This is a genomic window from Janthinobacterium sp. SUN033 (assembly GCF_030397595.1).
Lineage (GTDB): Bacteria > Pseudomonadota > Gammaproteobacteria > Burkholderiales > Burkholderiaceae_D > Janthinobacterium > Janthinobacterium kumbetense.
Window position 1 is genome coordinate 1,847,798 of record NZ_JAPQNV010000001.1, and the last position, 17,306, is coordinate 1,865,103.

At 67.3% G+C, this 17,306-nt stretch carries 9 protein-coding genes and 1 pseudogene; 1 reads left to right on the forward strand and 9 read right to left on the reverse strand.

The annotated features are described in order from the left end of the window. The 5 genes from recD to OX460_RS08545 all read right to left on the reverse strand — a co-directional run bounded on the left by recD (position 1) and on the right by OX460_RS08545 (position 13,184). Positions 1-1,959 carry an exodeoxyribonuclease V subunit alpha gene (gene recD, locus OX460_RS08525; protein WP_289898386.1) on the reverse strand — a complete coding sequence of 653 codons (1,959 nt, stop codon included), beginning with the start codon at positions 1,957-1,959 and terminating at the stop codon, positions 1-3. Next, entirely contained in the window at positions 1,949-5,620 is a 3,672-nt protein-coding gene (gene recB / locus OX460_RS08530; protein ID WP_289898387.1) for an exodeoxyribonuclease V subunit beta, read from the reverse strand. Before recB ends, recD begins: the two co-directional genes overlap by 11 nt. After that, positions 5,617-9,036 (reverse strand): exodeoxyribonuclease V subunit gamma, encoded by a 3,420-nt coding sequence (gene recC, locus OX460_RS08535; protein ID WP_289898388.1) that lies wholly within the window; start codon positions 9,034-9,036, stop codon positions 5,617-5,619. The genes recB and recC overlap by 4 nt, the downstream gene beginning before the upstream one ends. Before the next feature lie 75 nt (positions 9,037-9,111). Continuing rightward, positions 9,112-12,150: a CHASE domain-containing protein gene (locus OX460_RS08540; RefSeq protein WP_251349191.1), complete on the reverse strand. Its 3,039-nt coding sequence runs from the start codon at positions 12,148-12,150 to the stop codon at positions 9,112-9,114. Between the two features lie 143 nt (positions 12,151-12,293). Continuing rightward, positions 12,294-13,184: a LysR family transcriptional regulator gene (locus OX460_RS08545; protein ID WP_251349192.1), complete on the reverse strand. Its 891-nt coding sequence runs from the start codon at positions 13,182-13,184 to the stop codon at positions 12,294-12,296. A gap of 108 nt (positions 13,185-13,292) precedes the next feature. On the opposite strand from OX460_RS08545, the gene OX460_RS08550 reads away from it, so the two are divergent. Then, complete coding sequence (locus OX460_RS08550; protein WP_251349193.1) at positions 13,293-14,285, forward strand: cyclase family protein; 993 nt, start codon at positions 13,293-13,295, stop codon at positions 14,283-14,285. A 1-nt stretch (position 14,286) separates the two neighbouring features. On the opposite strand, the gene cobA is transcribed toward OX460_RS08550, so the two are convergent. The 4 genes and pseudogenes from cobA to OX460_RS08570 form a co-directional block, all read right to left on the reverse strand. Then, positions 14,287-15,051, reverse strand: coding sequence for a uroporphyrinogen-III C-methyltransferase (gene cobA / locus OX460_RS08555; RefSeq protein WP_289898389.1), 765 nt, complete (start codon positions 15,049-15,051; stop codon positions 14,287-14,289). 14 nt (positions 15,052-15,065) lie between these two features. After that, on the reverse strand, positions 15,066-16,244 hold the full coding sequence (locus tag OX460_RS08560; protein WP_289898390.1) for a CmpA/NrtA family ABC transporter substrate-binding protein: 1,179 nt from the start codon (positions 16,242-16,244) through the stop codon (positions 15,066-15,068). A 157-nt stretch (positions 16,245-16,401) separates the two neighbouring features. Continuing rightward, a complete protein-coding gene (locus tag OX460_RS08565; protein ID WP_289898391.1) occupies positions 16,402-17,040 on the reverse strand; it encodes an ANTAR domain-containing protein in 639 nt (212 codons plus the stop codon). Positions 17,041-17,116: 76 nt separating this feature from the next. Continuing rightward, a pseudogene (locus OX460_RS08570) lies at positions 17,117-17,306 on the reverse strand (methylmalonate-semialdehyde dehydrogenase (CoA acylating)); the annotation flags it as partial.

The window sequence follows — 17,306 nt, forward strand, 5'->3', positions numbered from 1 at the left end:
TCAGCCGATCAATCCCCGCAACCCGCTGGCGCGCTGCGTGCGGCGCAAGATCGCGTCGAACAGCACGGCCTGCGTGGGCGATACCAGCGTAAAAAAGTCGCGCGCGCGCGTGATGCCCGTGTAGACCAGTTCGCGCGCCAGCATGGCGCCGCCTTCCTGCGGCAGCACCAGCACAGTATGGCGGAATTCCGAGCCCTGCGACTTGTGCACCGTCATGGCGAACGCCGTCTCCACGTGGCGCAAACGCGTGGCCAGCACGCTGCGCACGTTTTCGCCTTCCAGGAAATACACGCGCAGTGAGCCGGGCCGCGCAGGGTCGCGCAAGGTCAGCCCGATGTCGCCATTGAACACGCCCGTGCCGTAATCGTTGCGCGTGACCATCACGGGACGGCCCACATACCATTCGCTGCGGCGTATCAGCCCTTCCTTTTCCAGCCGCAGCTCGATGGCCGTGTTCAGGCCCGCCACGCCCCACTCGCCCTCGCGCACGGCGCACAGGATGCGGAACGCTTCAAAAGCGTGCAGCACGGCGCGCACCCAGTCGTCGTGCTGCGCATAGCCCTCCTCGCCCGCATTCACCAGTTCCAGGTAGGGCTGGTAGCCGCCCGGCGCGTCGCTCCTGCCGCGCAAGGCCAGGCGCAGCACCTCGTCCGGCTGCGCGGTCACGCTCCACGCCAGCTGGCCGCCGCTGTCGCCGGCGAAACAGGCCTTGGCCAGATCCGGCCTGCCGCCGTTCACGGCCAGCGCCAGCTCGCCAATCGGACCGCTGAAACGGTGGCTGTGACGCAGCATCACCGTCTGCTGCGCCAGCGCGCCCGCCGCTCCCGCAAAGGCAGGTGGAATGGCCACGCCGCTGGCCGCCTGCGCATACGCGATGGTGTCGGCCGTATAGCCGCCCGCCTGCGCGTCGTGGCACAAGTCGCCCAGCACGGCGCCCGCTTCCACGGACGCCAGTTGATCCTTGTCGCCCAGCAGGATCAGGATCGCCGTGGACGGCAAGGCGTCGAGCACGGACGCCATCATCTCCAGGTGCACCATCGACGCTTCATCGACGATCAGCACGTCGACCTCGAGCGGATTGCCCGCGTGGTGGGCAAAGGCGCGCGTATCGGGCCGCGCGCCCAGCAAGCTATGCAGGGTGCGCGCCGCGCCCATGCGCCGCGCCAGTTCCAGCAAGGGCAAGGCATCACCCGCCTTCGCCGCCAAGCCTTCCAGCGCCTTGTCGATCGACTGCTTCAGCCGCGCGGCCGCCTTGCCCGTGGGTGCGGCCAGCGCGATGCGCAGCTGCTCCGGCTGCGGCGAGACGGCAAACAGCAAGGTCAAAAGGCTGGCCACCGTGTACGTCTTGCCCGTCCCCGGGCCGCCCGTGATGATCGCCACCTTGCCGCGCAGGGCGACGGCGCACGCCACCTTTTGCCAGTCCGGGCCACCGTCCCGGGTTGGCTGGTCGAACAGGATGTCGAGCCATTGCCGCACCTGCGCCAGCGGCGGCGTGTTCAAATCCCGCGCGCGCAAGGCGATTTTCCCGCCCACCAGGGTTTCGTCGCGCCAGTAGCGGCGCAGGTACAGGCGGTCGCCATCGAGCACCAGCGGCTGGCGCACGTCCGGCGCATCCACCTGCCACACTTGCGGCGCGCGGGCCAGCAACGCGCGCCAGCCTGCGGCGCTGTCGGGCAGCGGGCCGGAAACGGCCAGCACGCCATGCCACAGCTCCTCGCTCCAGCCCAGCAGCTGCGACGGTTCGCCAGCCAGGTCAGCCAGCATCAAACAGCTGTGGCCCCGCCCTTCCAGCTCGGACAGCACCACGCACGCCACGGCCACGGCGGGCGCATCCGGCGCCTGCTCGTCCAGGCTGGCGATGAAGCGGGCAAAGGCGGCGCTCAGGCGGCGCAGATGGCCATCCTCGGCGACGCCGTCGACATGGGCAAACAAAGCGTTCATCTGTGCGTCATGCTGCATGGTGTTCCGTTTCTTCTAACAGTTGATCGAGGCCGTCCAGCAGTTCCAGCTGCGGCGCCAGCCAGTAGCAGCCATGCGTGTCCGCATTCGCGATACCGCGCAGGAACAGGAAAATGGCGCCGCCCAGGTGTTCGGCCGGGTCGTACGCGTCGCCGAGGCGGCTTTTCAGCAGCCGGTGCAGGGCCAGCATGTAGATGGCGCCCTGGATATCGTAGCGGTGCTGCGCCATGCCGGCCGCCAGCGCGGCCGTGTGGTAGGCCGCGTCGTTGGCGCCCAGCGCATTCGACTTGTAGTCGAGCACCCAGTAGCGGCCATCCTGTTCGATGACCAGGTCGGCAAAGCCTTTCAGCATGCCGTGCAGCTGGCGCCGCGGCAGCACGGGACGCGGCGCGCCGTCCAGCAGCAGGCGCGTGCACAGCTGGTCGAGCGCCCCCGTGGACAAATGCTCGCTGGGGAACCAGAACTCCATCTCGGACAGGGTGCTATCGAGCTGCGACAGCGACGCATCGAGCAGCGGCAGCGGCGTCAGGGCGATTTCCCTGAGCCAGGCGATGGCGTCTTCCTGGCGGTGCCCCCAGCCCGCCCGCTCGCAGCGCGCGGCCAGGCGCGTATCGAAGTGCGCCTCGTGGACGCTGTCAAAACCTTCACTGCCCATCCATTCGAGCTGCTCGTGCAGGAAATTGCCGGGCACGGAGCCGCGCGGGAAGCGGTGCCATGGCGCGTCGCCCGTCTGCAGTGGCGACACGGCGGGCACGCCCGTGCCATCTTCCAGCAGGGTCTCTTCCAGCGCCCGCTGCGGCACGTGCACGGCTGCCACGGCGCCGATCTGGCGCGTCAGCGATGTAAAGCTGCCCACCGACCAGTCGCGCTCGAATTCACCCGCGAACACGGGAGCGGGGCGCAATTCAGGACGCCGCTCGACCCGGTCCAGCACCGTGCAGGCGTCGGGCTGCGCCAGGGAAGTCACGTAGATGGCGTCGCAGTCGCCCGCCACCTGCTGCCAGCGCAACAGCAATTGCTCCGCCGGCAGCTTGTCGCCGCCCGTCAGCAGGTAGCCAAGCGCCGATTCGTGCAAGGTGTTCTCGCCCGCCTTGCGCGCCGCCTGGGCGGCCACGCCCAGCCACAGGAAGTGGCGCGCGCGCGTCAGCGCCACGTACAGCAGGCGCAAATCTTCCTCGATGCGCGCTTCCTCGACCGCCGCCATGGCTTCGTCGGACAGCGACAAGTCGAGGCGGCGTTCGCCTTTGTCATCCGCATAGTCGAAGAAACTGCGGTTGCGCTTATCCACCTTGCGCGCCGTGACGGCAAACGGCAGATACACGAGCGGGTATTCGAGGCCCTTGGATTTGTGCACGGTGATGACTTTCACCAGCTCCGCATCGCTTTCCAGGCGCAGCACGCGCTCGTCGCCGCCCTCGCCTTCGCCGGCGATCTGTTCGGCCAGCCAGCGTATCAGCGCCTGTTCGCCATCGAGCTGGCGGCTGGCCGATTGCAGCAGTTCGGCCAGGTGCAGCAGATTCGTCAAGCGCCGCTCGCCGCCCGTCTGCTGCAGCAGCATGGCGGGCAATTGCAGCTCGTGGATGAAGCGGCGCAGCATGGCCAGCACGCCCTGGCGCTGCCAGATCAGGTGCAGGGCCTTCAACTGCTCGACGCGGCGTTCCCATTCCAGTTCATCGCTGGAGAGGCGCGCCAGCTCGCCCAGCGACAGGCCGATGGTGCGCGTGGCAAACGCGGCGCGCGCCAGTCCCCCGTCGAGGGGATTGGCCAGCGCCGCCAGCCAGCGCAGCACGTCTTGCGCTTCCTCGCTGTCGACGACGGAATCCTTGTCGGACAGGTAGACGCTGGCGACCCGCCGGCGCGCCAGCGCGCGGCGGATCGCCGCCGCTTCCTTGCGGTCGCGCACGAGGATGGCGACGTCGGCCGGCTGCAGGCGCGTAAAACCGTCGGGGCCATCGAAGCCCGCCTGCGGGTCGCCCAGCATGGCGACGATGTGCTCGGCGCAGTGCTGCGCGAAATACTCGCGGTAGCTGTCGCCGCGCAGCCCTTCATCGCTGGCGCAAGCGGCCAGCAGGGCCGGCAGCGGGCCGCCGGCGTTCACCAGGTGCTCAGCGCGGCCCTTGGCGTCGACGGCTTCGAACGGCAGCGGATTTTCATCCCCTTTGCGGTAGCGGAAGGCACCAAGCGGTACTTCGTCGCGCTCGGCGTGCAGGAACAGCTGGTTGACGGCAGCGACCAGCGGCGCCGTCGAGCGGTAGTTGGTGCCCAGCTGGTAATGGCGCCCGGTCGTCGCGCGCCGCGCCGCCAGGTAGCTCTGGATGTCGGCGCCGCGAAAGCCGTAGATCGACTGTTTCGGGTCGCCGATCAAAAACAGGCCCAGGGCCGGGTCATTGTCGGCGATGCGGTACAGCAGGTTGAAAATCTGGTACTGGGCGGGCGCCGTATCCTGGAATTCATCGACCATGGCCAGCGGATACTGGTCGATGATGCGCTGGCGCAGGGCCGCGCCATTCTCGCCGGCCAGCGCGTCGTGCAGCCGCTGCAGCATGTCGGCAAAGCCGAACTGGCGCGACTGGCGCTTCAACTGATCCATGCGCCGCGCGATGGCCGCCGCCGCATGCAGGTGCAGCTTGTGCGCCAGCGGCGTCAATGCGGCCAGGGCGATTCCCAGCGCCTCCGTATGCGCGAAGCACTCGGGCACCTGCGCCGTGAAACTCTTGGCAAACGCATCTTCGATGCCGAACGGCGTCAAGCGTTCCCACGCCTTGGCCGTGATGGCCGGCAGCAGCAACAGCGGGTCTTGCGCCCACTTGCGCAAGCCGTCGAACCACTTCGCCAGGTTCTCCGGCTTCATCTTGACGCCGTTAAAACACTTGGGATTGGCGGCGCGGTGGTCGTTGATCCAGGCCGCCATCTGGTCGACGCGCTCGACCCAGCCCGCCTTCAGGGTGGCCAGCTGCGCGGCCAGCGCCCGCTGTTCGCGCGCGATCAGGGCAGATAGCGGTTCTTCGTCGGCCATGCCCATGATGTCCGCGCGGCGCGCCAGTTCGCGCGCGCCCTTCTTCAGCGCCCCCACGTCGGGCCAGCAGGCCAGCAGCACGTCGAGCGCCTGCGGCGGCAAGGGATAGACTTGCTGGCGCCAGTAATCGTGGGCCGCATCCTCGAACAGGGCTTGCTCGTCGCTGACCAGCTCTTCGTCGAACAGGCTGCCGCTGTCGAACGCGTGCTCGCGCAGCATGCGCTGGCACCAGGCGTCGATGGTGAAAATGGCCGCTTCATCCATCGTCTCGGCGGCCAGCATCAGCCGGTGCGCGGCCTTTTGCCGTTCGCTCTCGTCCGGATAGGACTCCAGCAAGGCGTCGAGAAACGGGTCACTGCCGCCGGATTCAATGCCAAATTCATGGCGAAAATAGGCAGCCGCCTCGATCAGGCGCTCGCGCACGCGGTTCGACAATTCGCGCGTGGCGGCGCGGGTAAATGTCATCACGAGGATGTCGGCCGGCAGCAGGGGGCGCGTGAAACGGCTGTCGTCCTCGCCATGCCCCAGCACGAGCCGCACGTACAGCGCGGCGATGGTCCAGGTCTTGCCCGTGCCGGCCGAGGCCTCGATCAGACGTGAGCCATGCAGGGGGAACGCGAGGGGGTTGAGCAGATGGCTCGTCATTGTTCTTCTCCCGCGCCGTCATCGGGCGCGCTGATCGGGTCGATGGTGATGTGTTCTTGCAGCCAGTCGGCCAGCGGGCCATACAGCTCCCGCGTGCAGTCCTGCCACGCTTCCTCGGCGGCCAGCGCGGAAAACTCGGGCCACAGGCGCGCCAGGCACAGTTCATCGCGCTCGCCCGAGATATCGAAGCCGCCATCGTAGACGGCGCGCGGGTCGCCCTGCTGCACCAGCGCCAGCCCCGTCTTGCACGCCGTGGGCAGCGGATGGTTCATGCCTTCGCGCCACAGCGCCAGCAAGGTGGCCAGCGCGGCGCGCGAAGCGGCCGGATCGAGCGGCGCCATGCTGACGATGGCGTCGCGCGCCACCAGGTAGCCGGTGACGGGGAATCCGAGGGCGGCGGCGGCCAGCTGGCGCAGCCACATCAGCATCAGCTTGTCGCCGCGCGCCAGGCCGCCCTTGTCCGTCACCTTCGAGGAAATCTGCATCAACCAGGCCGTTTCCCGCCCGTTGCTGCACAATTTGTCGAGCCAGTCGTCGATCTGCACTTCGCCAAACGGCAGGTTGATGGCGCGCTTGTCGGCCGCGTACGGGAACGAGGCGCGCAAGGACAACCACGCGCTGCGCACGGGCACCAGCGCCTCGACCAGTTGCGCCTGCACTTGCTGGCCGATCAAGCCGATGGGCAGCACGCCTTCGCGCGCCAGCTTCGCTGCGCGCGCTTCCAGGCTGGCGCGCACGTCATCCGCCGCTTCCAGGGCGCCGCCGTCGTCCAGCATGGTGTCTTCCAGCAGATAGCGCTCGAGCGCATTCAGGCCGAACGGCTCTTCATCCTCGCCCAGCATGGCCGCGTCGGCGAAATACACGCTCAAGCGGCGGCGGAAAAAGTACTTGACGGGCTGGCGCAAAAAGCTGGCCAGCTCGCCCAGCTTCAGCCGCGTGCCGGGATCGAGCTCGTAAGGACCCAGCGGCAGCACGGCGGCCTGCGCATCCGCATCGGCATGCGCGACACGCCATTCGCGCGCATACGTGAGCAAGCCATCGGCCTCGAAATAGCGGCGGCTGAACGGCTGCAGCGCATGCTCGGTGGTCAGCGATATCAGGTGCCGGTCCAGCGACCAGCCGGCGGCCAGGTAATCGCGCAGCTGCGACACCAGCACGGACGGCGGCTGCTCGGAATTGTCGCGCACATTGCGCCCCACCCAGCTCACGTACAATTTATCGCGCGCGGCCAGCAAGGCTTCGAGCATCAGGTAACGGTCATCGTCGCGGCGCGAACGGTCGCCCGGGCGCGCCATGCCGGGCAGCGCCAGCAAGTCGAAATCGGCCTTCTGCGCGCGGCGCGGGAAATCGCCATCGTTCATGCCCAGCAGGCACACGACGCGGAACGGCACGGCGCGCATCGGCATCAGGGTGCAGAAAGTCACGCCGCCGGAGACGAATTGATGGTTCAGGGTGGGCTCGTCCAGCGCGCCCAGCCACGCCACGCGCAGCACGGACAGCGGCACCGGCTCGACGAAGCCCGCGTGTTCGCAGGTTTCCAGCCAGCCCTGCAAGGCGCCTTCCAGCTGCGCCAGGGTCAAACGGTCGCCCTCGTCGTCGGCGTCGAAAAAAGCGGCCAGCAGCGCGCGCGCCTGCACGCCCCACTCGGCTGGCGTGCAGGCGCCGTCCAGCACCGTGCGCCAGTGCAGCAGCGCCTCGACCAGTTGCGCCAGCGAGCCCGCCAGCGCCGCATCGAGGCCGCCCACTTCCGCATACGGTTCGATGCCGCCAAAGCTGGCGCCACTGCCGCTGGCATAGCCGAGCAGCATGCGCCGCACGCCGAAGATCCACGCATTCTGTTCCCCGGCCGCACCCAGCCCCAGGCCGGCGCGGTGTTCCTGGTCCAGGCCCCAGCGCACGCCCGCCCCTTCGATCCAGGCGCCCAGCGTGGCCAGGTCGTCCGGCTGCAGGCCGAAACGTGCCGCCAGCGCCGGCACGTCGAGCAAGTCGCGCACCTCGCTCTGGCGGCAGCGCTGCTGCGGCAGCTGCAGCAGCCACTCGAGCGCGACGAGCAGCGGGTTGACGCTGCGGTCCTTCACGTCACCGATCTCGAACGGGATGAAACGCTCGTCATTGCGCCGGTACTGGCCGAAGACGGCGTGGATGGCAGCCGTAAAAGTGTCGATGTCGGGCACCATCACCACCACGTCGCGCGGACGCAGGCCCGTCTGGGCGCTGTGCGCGAACATGGCCAGCAACTGGTCATGCAGCACTTCCACTTCGCGCTGCACGCTGTGCGCCACGTGAAATTCGATCGAACGGTCGGCCGCATCGGGCGGCGTTTGCTCGTGTTCCGCCAGCGGGCGCAGTTCGCGGATGGCCACCTGCACCTGCTGCAGCAGGGTCTCGCCCGTTTCCTCGCCAAACAGGTCGATGCGCAGGCTGTCGTCGCGCCCCTCGGCTTGCGCGTGTTCGTCGAATTCGTCGAGCATGCGGATGAAATCACGCCCTTGCCTGCCCCAGCTGGCCAGCAGCGGATGGCTGTGCGCATGCAGCGCTTCGAGCGGGATTTGCGCCAGGTCGGTGCCGTTGCGCTGCCGCTGGCGCTTGTTTTCCGCGCGCAGCAAGTCGCGCCCGTCGATGATGTCGCCCCAGTAGAACTGGCATGGATTCGGCACGGCCAGCACCACCTGCGTGTGGCGCGCCAGCGCGGCCAGCGCCTGCAAGGTCTGGTACGGCAAGGCCGACACGCCGAACAGCACGACGCGGCGCGGCAGCTTGCCGGCAGGCGCATCGCCGGCGGCAATCGCCGCCAGGAAGGCGTCGTGGATGTCGGCGCGGCCCGTGTCGCGCTCGAAAGCCTCGACGTCGGCAGCCACGGCGCGCCACAACTGCGCCTGCCAGCGCTGGTCTTCCTTCAGTGCGATGGTTTCATTGCGCGCCGTGCGCAGCTGGTCGCGCCCCGCCGCCCAGTCGGCCAGCCAGTCGGCGCGGTAGACCTGGTACTGGTCGAACAAGTCGGCCAGGCGTTCGGCCAGCTGCAGCCGGCGCTCGCTGTCGCCATCGGCAAGGAAGTAGCGCAGCGGCGCGAAGACCGGGTCGGCCAGCAAGGACGGCAACAGGCGCATCAAACGCCACGTCAGCGGGGATTTATCGAACGGCGACACGCGCGGCACGCGCTCGCGCCCCAGCATGCCCCGGTAGCTTTCCCACAGCAGGCGCGCCGGCAGCGCGATGCGCGTGGCGGCGCACACCCCCATCTCCTCGGCCAGGGCGATCTTCAGCCATTCGGCCACGCCGTTCGACTGCACCAGGAAGATATCCGTTTCCAGGGGCGCCAGCGGATGCTGGCGCAGCCACTGGAAGACGGCGGCGCGCAGCTGTTCCAGCTGGTTGCCATGCAGGATGAGGAGGCCGGGCGTGACGGGAGTATGCATGCTGATCCGATGGGTTGCCGCGTCTCCGGCCGGGTGGCCGGAGACGTCAAACGCGTATTATCGCCGCTGCCTGCGTCAGGGGGCGTCGCTGGCGGCAAATTCCACGGAAATTTGTTCCGCCACCTGCGCCAGGGCCGGCCCCAGGGCCGTCAGCAGGGCGCGCGCCTGTTGCAGGTCGCCGCCAAGGCGCAAGCCTTCGATCGACGCACACAGGCTGGCAAAGGCATGGGCGCCGACGGCCAGCGCCGACGATTTGCTGCGGTGTCCCAGGTCGGCCAGGCGCCCCAGGTCTTCCAGCGCCATGGCTTGCTCCATTTCGGCGATGCCGTCGCGCGCCGTATCGAGAAACAGCTGGGTGTACTTGCGCATCTTCACGGGGTCATTGCTGAACGTGAGCGCCAGGGTGGCCAGGTCGAGAATGGCCGTATCACGCAAGTCCGGCGAGGCGGCCGATGGCGACGCTTTCGGCACCGCCACCAGCCTGTCGCCCACGCGCGCATGGCCGATGCCGCCAATCCCGCCACGCAGGCGAAACCATTTCGCCAGCAGGTGGAACAGCAGATTCGGGGCGATCGGCTTGGTCAAAAATTCGTCCATGCCGGCCGCCAGGCAGCGGGCGCGGTCTTCGCTGCCCGCATTGGCCGTCATGGCGATCACCAGCAGGCCGGCAAGCTGCGGGTCGGCGCGGATGCGGCGCGTCGCCTCGAAGCCGTCCATCTCCGGCATCTGCACGTCCATCAGCACGCAGTCGTAGCGCCGGTGGGCCAGCAATTCCAGCGCTTCGCGGCCATTGCAGGCGACGCAGACGGTGGCGCCTGCGTCTTCCAGCAATTCGCAGCCCACCTGCTGGCTGAAGACGTTATCTTCCACCAGCAGGATGGATGCGCCGCGGATGACCCCCAGCACTTCCGGTTCCACTTCGGCGATGCGCTCGTCGCTGGCCTGCGCGCTTTTCTCCAGGCGCGCCGTGAACCAGAACGTGCTGCCCAGGCCAGGCTGGCTGTACACGCCCACCTTGCCGCCCATGAGCTCCACCAGCTGCTTGCTGATCACCAGCCCCAGGCCGCTGCCGCCATACTTGCGCGTGGTCGACGGGTCGGCCTGGTGGAAGGAGCGGAACAGCTGCGCCACCTCTTCCTGATTCATGCCGATGCCGCGGTCCTGCACCTCGAAGCGCAGCATGCCGTGGCTGCCCCGCTCCTCGGACTGGCGCACGCGCACGAAGATGCTGCCATTGTCGGAAAACTTGATGGCGTTGCTGGTCAGGTTCAGCAAGACCTGCTCCAGCCGCAGCGGGTCGCCGCGCCAGCGCTGCGGCAGTTCCGGGGCAATATCGAACTGCAGCGCCAGGCCCTTGACGGCGGCCGCGTCGCCCAGCTGGCTGGCGATGTTCGCCAGCAGGGTATCGAGACGGAAGTCCAGCACTTCGAGTTCCAGCTTGCCCGCTTCGATCTTGGAAAAGTCGAGGATGTCGTTGATCAGGCCCAGCAAATGCTGGCCCGAATGGAAGATCTTCTGCAGATAGTCGCGCTGGCGCGCGTCGGCCACGGATTTCAGCGCCAGGTGCGCCATGCCGATGATGCTGTTCATCGGCGTGCGGATTTCATGGCTCATGTTCGACAGGAAGTCGCTCTTGGCCTGGCTGGCCGCGTCGGCCTGTTCCTTCAGGCGGTGCAGTTCCGTCACGTCGGTGGACAGGCCGATCAGGCCCGTGACGGGGCCGGGCAAGCCCAGCGGCACCTTCACGCTCCACAGGTGATGCACCTGGCCCTGCGCATCGACAAAGCGCTCCTCGCCGACGAACTTGGCGCCGCTGTCGAACACCTGGCGCTCCGTGCGCTGCACGGACGCCGCCGCATCGCCAAGCATCAATTCGCCATCCTGGCGGCCGATCAACTGCTCCACCGAGCGGCCCAGTATCTTCGCCGTGCGCGCATTCACGTAGCGGTAGCGCAGGTCGGCATCCTTCATGTAGACGTAGGCGTCGACGCTGTCGAGCACCGTATCGAGCAGGGTGCGTTGCGCCACCGCGTTGCGGCGCGAACGGTACAGGGTAAAGATGTAGCCATAAATGAGCAGGGTGCCGGCCACGCCGACGGCCAGCGCCAGCCACGGGAAATAGCGGTCGAAGGGGCTGTACAGCTCTGCCTTGCGCACGCGGAAATGGGCTTTCCACAGGCCGCCCTGGTACGCCACGGGCAGCACCTGGTCGAAATAGTCGGCATCGCTGCCCGGTTGCGGCGGCGTCGCCGCCAGGTCGCCGTCATCGTTGAACAGCAGGCGGTCCTGCGGCGTGATGCGCAGGGCGCCATCGGCGGGCGTCGCGTCGGCAGCGCTGTACAGGGTCAGGTGCAGCGGCTCCAGGGCGCTGCGTTCGAGCGCGCTGTGCACCAGCTGCGCCACGCCAAAGCCGATGCCGACGGAACCCTGATAGGCGGCGCGGCGCTCGGCCACGCTGCCTTGCGGCATGCCGTTGCGGTACACGGGCAGGCGCATGCCCAGGCCCACGTGCGCGGGCGGCCCCTTGATCATGATCACCTGGCCAGACGCGCTGACTTCGCCGCTGTCGCGCGCCTGCGCCAGGGACTGCGCCACCAGCGGGTTGGCGCCGATATCGACGCCCATGCGTTCGGCCAGCAGGGAATCGGGTTCCAGATAGGTGAGCACCGCGTATTCCGGCCGCTCCCCCGCGGGACGGATGGTGAAGGCGGGATAGCCGCGCGGCGCCAGGCTGGTGTCGCGGCGCACGGCCTCGATGAAGGCCGCGCGCTGCGCCGACGGGACGGCCACCGCGTAGTTGACCGATTCGATGGCCGGGAACTGGCGCGCGATATCGAGGCCGGCCACGTAATCGTGAAACTGCCGGCGCGTCAGCTGCTCGCTCGTGCGAAACAGGGCTTCGAGGCCGCGCAGCAGGTCGGAATAGCTTTTTACGCGCGTGATCAGGCTATGCTGGGCGCCATGCGTGAGGTTGTCGAAACGCTGTTCGGCATCGTCATCGACCGTGCGCGCCGCGCCCGCATACAGGGCGCCGCCCACCGCCAACGCCAGCAGCAAGCCCCCCGCCCATATCCTGATGCCTGATCCCGCCCCGCGCTTGCTCAAAGTGTGCATTGTCGATCGCTTATTCCGGTTTCCTTGAATGTGCGGCGCCCCGGCCGCCCAGCAAGTACGAGGATACTATCAAAGCCCCTGCGCGACGCACCTGTACATGAAAAAAAGCGCGTTCGATGGTTGCCCTGGAAAACACCTGGCGCCTAGGCACCCCGCAGCGCCCCGGCCAGGAAGTCGCAAAAGGCGCGCACTTTTTCCTGCACGTGGCGTCCGTCGGGCGTCAAGGCATACACGCCGCGCCTGGCCATGCCGTGCGACGGCAGCACGCGCACCAGGGCGCCGCTGGCCAGCAGCGGCGCGGCGACAAACGACGGCAGCGCGCCCACGCCGATGCCCGCCGCCAGCATGTCGGCCAGCAGCAGGCTGCTGTCGGCGGAAAAGCGCACGGGCAGGACGATGCTGCTGTTCCCTTCCGGGCCGTCCAGCTGCCAGACGCCGGGGCTGTCCGCCAGCCGGTAAGCCAGGCAATCGTGGCCGTGCAGGTCCTGCGCCAGCCGGGGCGTGCCGCGCCGCGCCAGATAGGCGGGCGATGCGCAAATCATTTGCTCGACGTCGCCCAGGCGGCGCGCCACCAGGGAGGAATCGGCCAGTGCGGCGCGGATGCGCAGCGACACGTCATAGCCCTCGCCCACCACGTCGCGCAGGCGGTCGTCCAGGGTCATCTCGATTCTCACTTCCGGATGGCGCGCCATGAACACCGGCAGCAGCGGCGACAGCACCTTCAAGCCAAACGACAGCGGCGCATTCACGCGCAAGCGCCCCGCCACCTTGCCGGTGCAGCCGCGCGTGGCCAGTTCCAGCGCGTCGATTTCATCGAGCAGGCGGCAGCATTCCAGATAGTAGGCGCGCCCGCCGTCCGACAAACTCATGCGCCGCGTCGTGCGCACCAGCAGCACCGTGCCCAGATGCGCCTCCAACTGGCGCACCTGCTTGCTGATGGCGGCTGCCGACTGGTTCAGGTCCAGCGCCGCCTTGCTGAAGCTGTCGCGCTCGACCACCTTGCGAAACACGCGCATGTGCGCCAGGACATCCATGATTCTTTCCTTGCAGTTGAATATCTTATTATTTTATCGCTGATTATCATTGGAATTGAAAATAATATGATGGCGGCTTCTTCATTCATGTCACGCAAGGAGTACCCCATGTTCAAACCATCCGCCACCCTGGCCACCCTGCTGCTGGCGCTGCTGGCCGGCGCAGTGCAAGCCGCCCCGGCCACCGCCCTGCCCGAAGTGGGCATCAGCCCCTGGGGCCCGAAAGACGAGATCGGCCGCCTGAACCTGATGACGGCCGCCTCGCGCGCCGCCATCCTGGCCCGCATCGACGGCGGCAAGAGCTACGACCTGGCCGTCGATTTCTACATCGGCATGCCCAGCTGGCAGGCGGCAGGCGACCCGCCCTACCAGATGTGGATGACGCACACGCCGAAGGGCAACGTGGTGGCCGACTCGATGAACGTGGGCGAACAGATGAACCGCCACGTCAGTTACACGGGCTCGGCCGTGTCCATGTATGCGCACATGGGCACGCATATCGACGCGCTCAACCACTTCGGCTTGAACGGCAAGATCTGGAACGGTTTTACGGAAGAGCAATACCTGGGCGACCGGGGCTGGACCGTGACGGGCGCGGAAAAACTGCCGCCCATCGTCGCGCGCGGCGTGCTGATCGACGTGGCCGTGGCCAAGGGATTACAGCAGCTGCCCGACAATTACCGCGTGACGCGGCAGGATTTGCGCGCGGCGCTGGCGCAACAGAAGGTGACGCTGGAAAAAGGCGACGTGGTGCTGATACGCACGGGCCGCATGCAGCACTATGAGCAGGCGCAAGCCTACATGGCGAACCCGCCCGGTCTGTCGCTGGACGCGGCGAAATTCCTCGTGGAAGATGGCGGCGCCATGGTGGTGGGCGCGGACAACCTCAGTTTCGAGGCGTTTCCCTCCGAAGTGGCCGGCAATTACCTGCCCGTGCACACGTATCTGCTGGCGCAGCAGGGCACGCCCATCCTGGAACTGGTCGACCTGGAAGGCTTGTCGCGCGACAAGGTCTACCAGTTCGCCTTCATCGGCGCCTCGCTGAAATTCCGCGGCGGCGACGCGGCGCCCATCCGCCCCGTGGCCCTGCCGATCCGCTAAGTCACACGGCCGCGGCCAGCAAGGCGCCATGGTCACCCCAGGCATCGGCGCAGCGCACCACCTCGCCCACGACGATGATGCTGGGGCTGCCCAGGCCGCTGGCCAGCAAATCGTCCGGCAAGCGCTGCAAGGTGCTCAACAGTTGGCGTTGCGCCGGCAAGCTGGCCGATTGCACCACGGCCACGGCCGTGCCGGGCGCCATGCCGCCAGCCAGCAAGCCGGCCTGGATGGCCGCCACCCTGGCCACGCCCATGTAGATGACGAGCGTCAGGCCGCTTTGCGCCAGCGCAAGCCAGTTCGGTTCGGACGCGCTATCCTTGCCATGGCCCGTGACAAAAATGGCGCCCTGGCTCCAGCCGCGGTGCGTCAGCGGCACGCCGATGCTGGACGGCGCGGCCAGGCCGCTGCTGATGCCAGGGATCACCTCGACGGCCACGCCGTGGCTGCGCAGGTAGGCGCGCTCTTCGCCGCCGCGCCCGAACAGATAGGGGTCGCCCCCTTTCAGCCGCACCACGTGCAGGCCGGCGCGGGCTTCGGCCAGCATCAGGCGCTCGATGAAGGCTTGCGGCGTGGAAGCACAGCCGCCCCGCTTGCCCACCTCGACCACGCGCACGCCGGGCGCCGCATGCGCGAGGATGGCCGGATTGACGAGGTCGTCGATCAGCACCACGTCGGCCCGCGCGATGGCCTTCACGGCCTTGATGGTCAGCAAGTCCGGATCGCCGGGACCGGCGCCGACCAGGGTCACGCTTCCAAGTTGCGCCATGATGAACTCTCCAATCAGAAAAAATGGCCGATGGCAAACGATGCCGCGTACGCTTCCGGCGCGCTGCCGTCCCACACGACGCCGTCGCACAGGGTCGAGCTGCGCAGCGGTGACGACGGCAAGGGCGTGGCAGTCATTTCCGCCGCCTGACGGTACAGGTCGATGCGGTTGACTTGCCTAGCCACCGCCAGGTAATCGGGTTCGTCGCGCAGCAAGCCCCAGCGCCGGTGCTGGGTCATGAACCACATGCCATCCGACAGGTAGGGGAAATTGACGGCGCCGGCGCCGTAAAACTTCAAACCGTGCGCCTCATCCCACGTCTTGCCCAGGCCATCCTGATAATGACCGAGGATGCGCGGCGCCAGCGTTTCCTGCGGCGTATTCAGATAAGCAGGCTCGGCCAGGGTGGCCGCCATGGCCAGCCGGTTGGCATCGCTGGCGTCTATCCAGCGCCCCGCCTCGAGCACGGCGGCGATCAGGGCGCGGCAGCTGTTCGGATGCTGGTGCGCAAACGCGGCGCTGGTGCCCAGCACCTTGCCCGGATGGTCGGGCCAGATGGCGCCGCTGGTGGTGGCCGTCACCCCCACGCCATCGACGATGGCCTTGTAACCCCATGGTTCGCCCGCGCAAAAGCCATCCATCTGCCCCGCGCGCAAGGCGGCCACCATCTGCGACGGCGGCACCGTCATCACGCGCGCGTCGCGCAGCGGATCGATGCCCTGCGCGGCCAGCCAGTATTGCAACAGCATCGCGTGGTTGCCGGTCGGGAAAGTATGCGCAAACGCAAAGGGCCGCGCCGCGCCGCGCATGTGCCGCGCCAATGTGGGGCCATCGTGGGCGCCCTCGCGCGCCAGCGCTGCCGACAGGGTGACGGCCTGGCCGCTGTGATTGAGATTCATCAATACGGCCATGTCGTGCCGCTGCCCGCCAATGCCCATCTGCACGCCATACACGAGACCGTACAACACGTGGGCAGCGTCGAGTTCGCCGCTATTCAATTTGTCGCGCACGCCGGCCCACGACGTCTCCCGGCTCAGTTCGATCTTGATGCCGTATTTTTCATCCAGGCCCAGCTTTGAAGCCATCACCAGCGAGGCGCAATCGGTGAGCGGCAGGTAGCCGATGCGTATCGTCTGTTTTTCCGGCTGCAGTGGGCGCGTCGGGTGGGCATTGGCGCCCGCTTGCTGTGTCATACCATTCCTTGCTGATAAATACTGTTTTGCCGTGCCGACATGGGCAAGGTCATGCCCATCCAGCTGCAAGGACCGTGCCTGTGCATGCCCTGTCCCAGGCAGCTGGAAGCGCACCGGAATGGTGCGCCGCACCAACATGTGTCAGGAAAAGGACGATTCATCCCAGCAAGTCCTCCACGTCGAGGATGCGCTGGGCAATGTCCGCCAGCTTGAGTTTCTTGTTCATGGCCATGCTGCGCAAGCGCTGGTAAGCCTGGTCTTCCGTCAAGCCGTGATGCGTCATCAACAGGCCCTTGGCCCGTTCGATCACCTTGCGCTCAAACAACTTGTGCCGCGTGTCGAGCAATTCGGCGCGCAATTTTTCTTCCTGGCGAAAGCGCGCCAGCGCCACATTCAGCACGGGCAAGATGCGCTCGGCATGCAAGCCGGCCACGATATAGGCGGACACGCCGGCCGCCATGGCCGCGTCGATGCTGGCCGTGGCGCCGTCTTCCGTGAACAGCACGATGGGACGGCGCTCGTCGCACGTGGCGATGACGATGTGCTCGAGCACGTCGCGCGCGTCCGATTCGGCGTCGATGATGATGAGGTCAGGCTGCAGTTGCGCGATGCGCTCGGGAAGGTAAAGGTCGGCTGGCAGGGAGGCGACGATGTCGAAGCCCGATTCCAGCAAGCCGATGCGCAGGGCATTGCCGCGCTGCACCTGGGCAGCCAGGGCCGCATTCTCGTGCACGCCGTGCTCGACAATGGTGTTGACGACAACGATGCGCAAAGGCTGGGTACGGCTGGACGTCATGGGAGCGATCTGCAATGGCTAAACAATTAACCATTGCAGTAAGCAAGAAGCGAACCAGCCGGTTTTACAGCGGATTTTACTTCAAGGTCGGCATGGCAAACTCGGCCCCCGCCGCCGTCGAGGCCGGCCAGCGCTGCGTGACGGCCTTCTGTTTCGTGTAGAAACGCACCGATTCCGGGCCGTGCGCATGGTGGTCGCCGAACAGGCTGCGCTTCCAGCCGCCGAAGCTGTGGAAGGCCATCGGCACGGGGATCGGGACATTCACG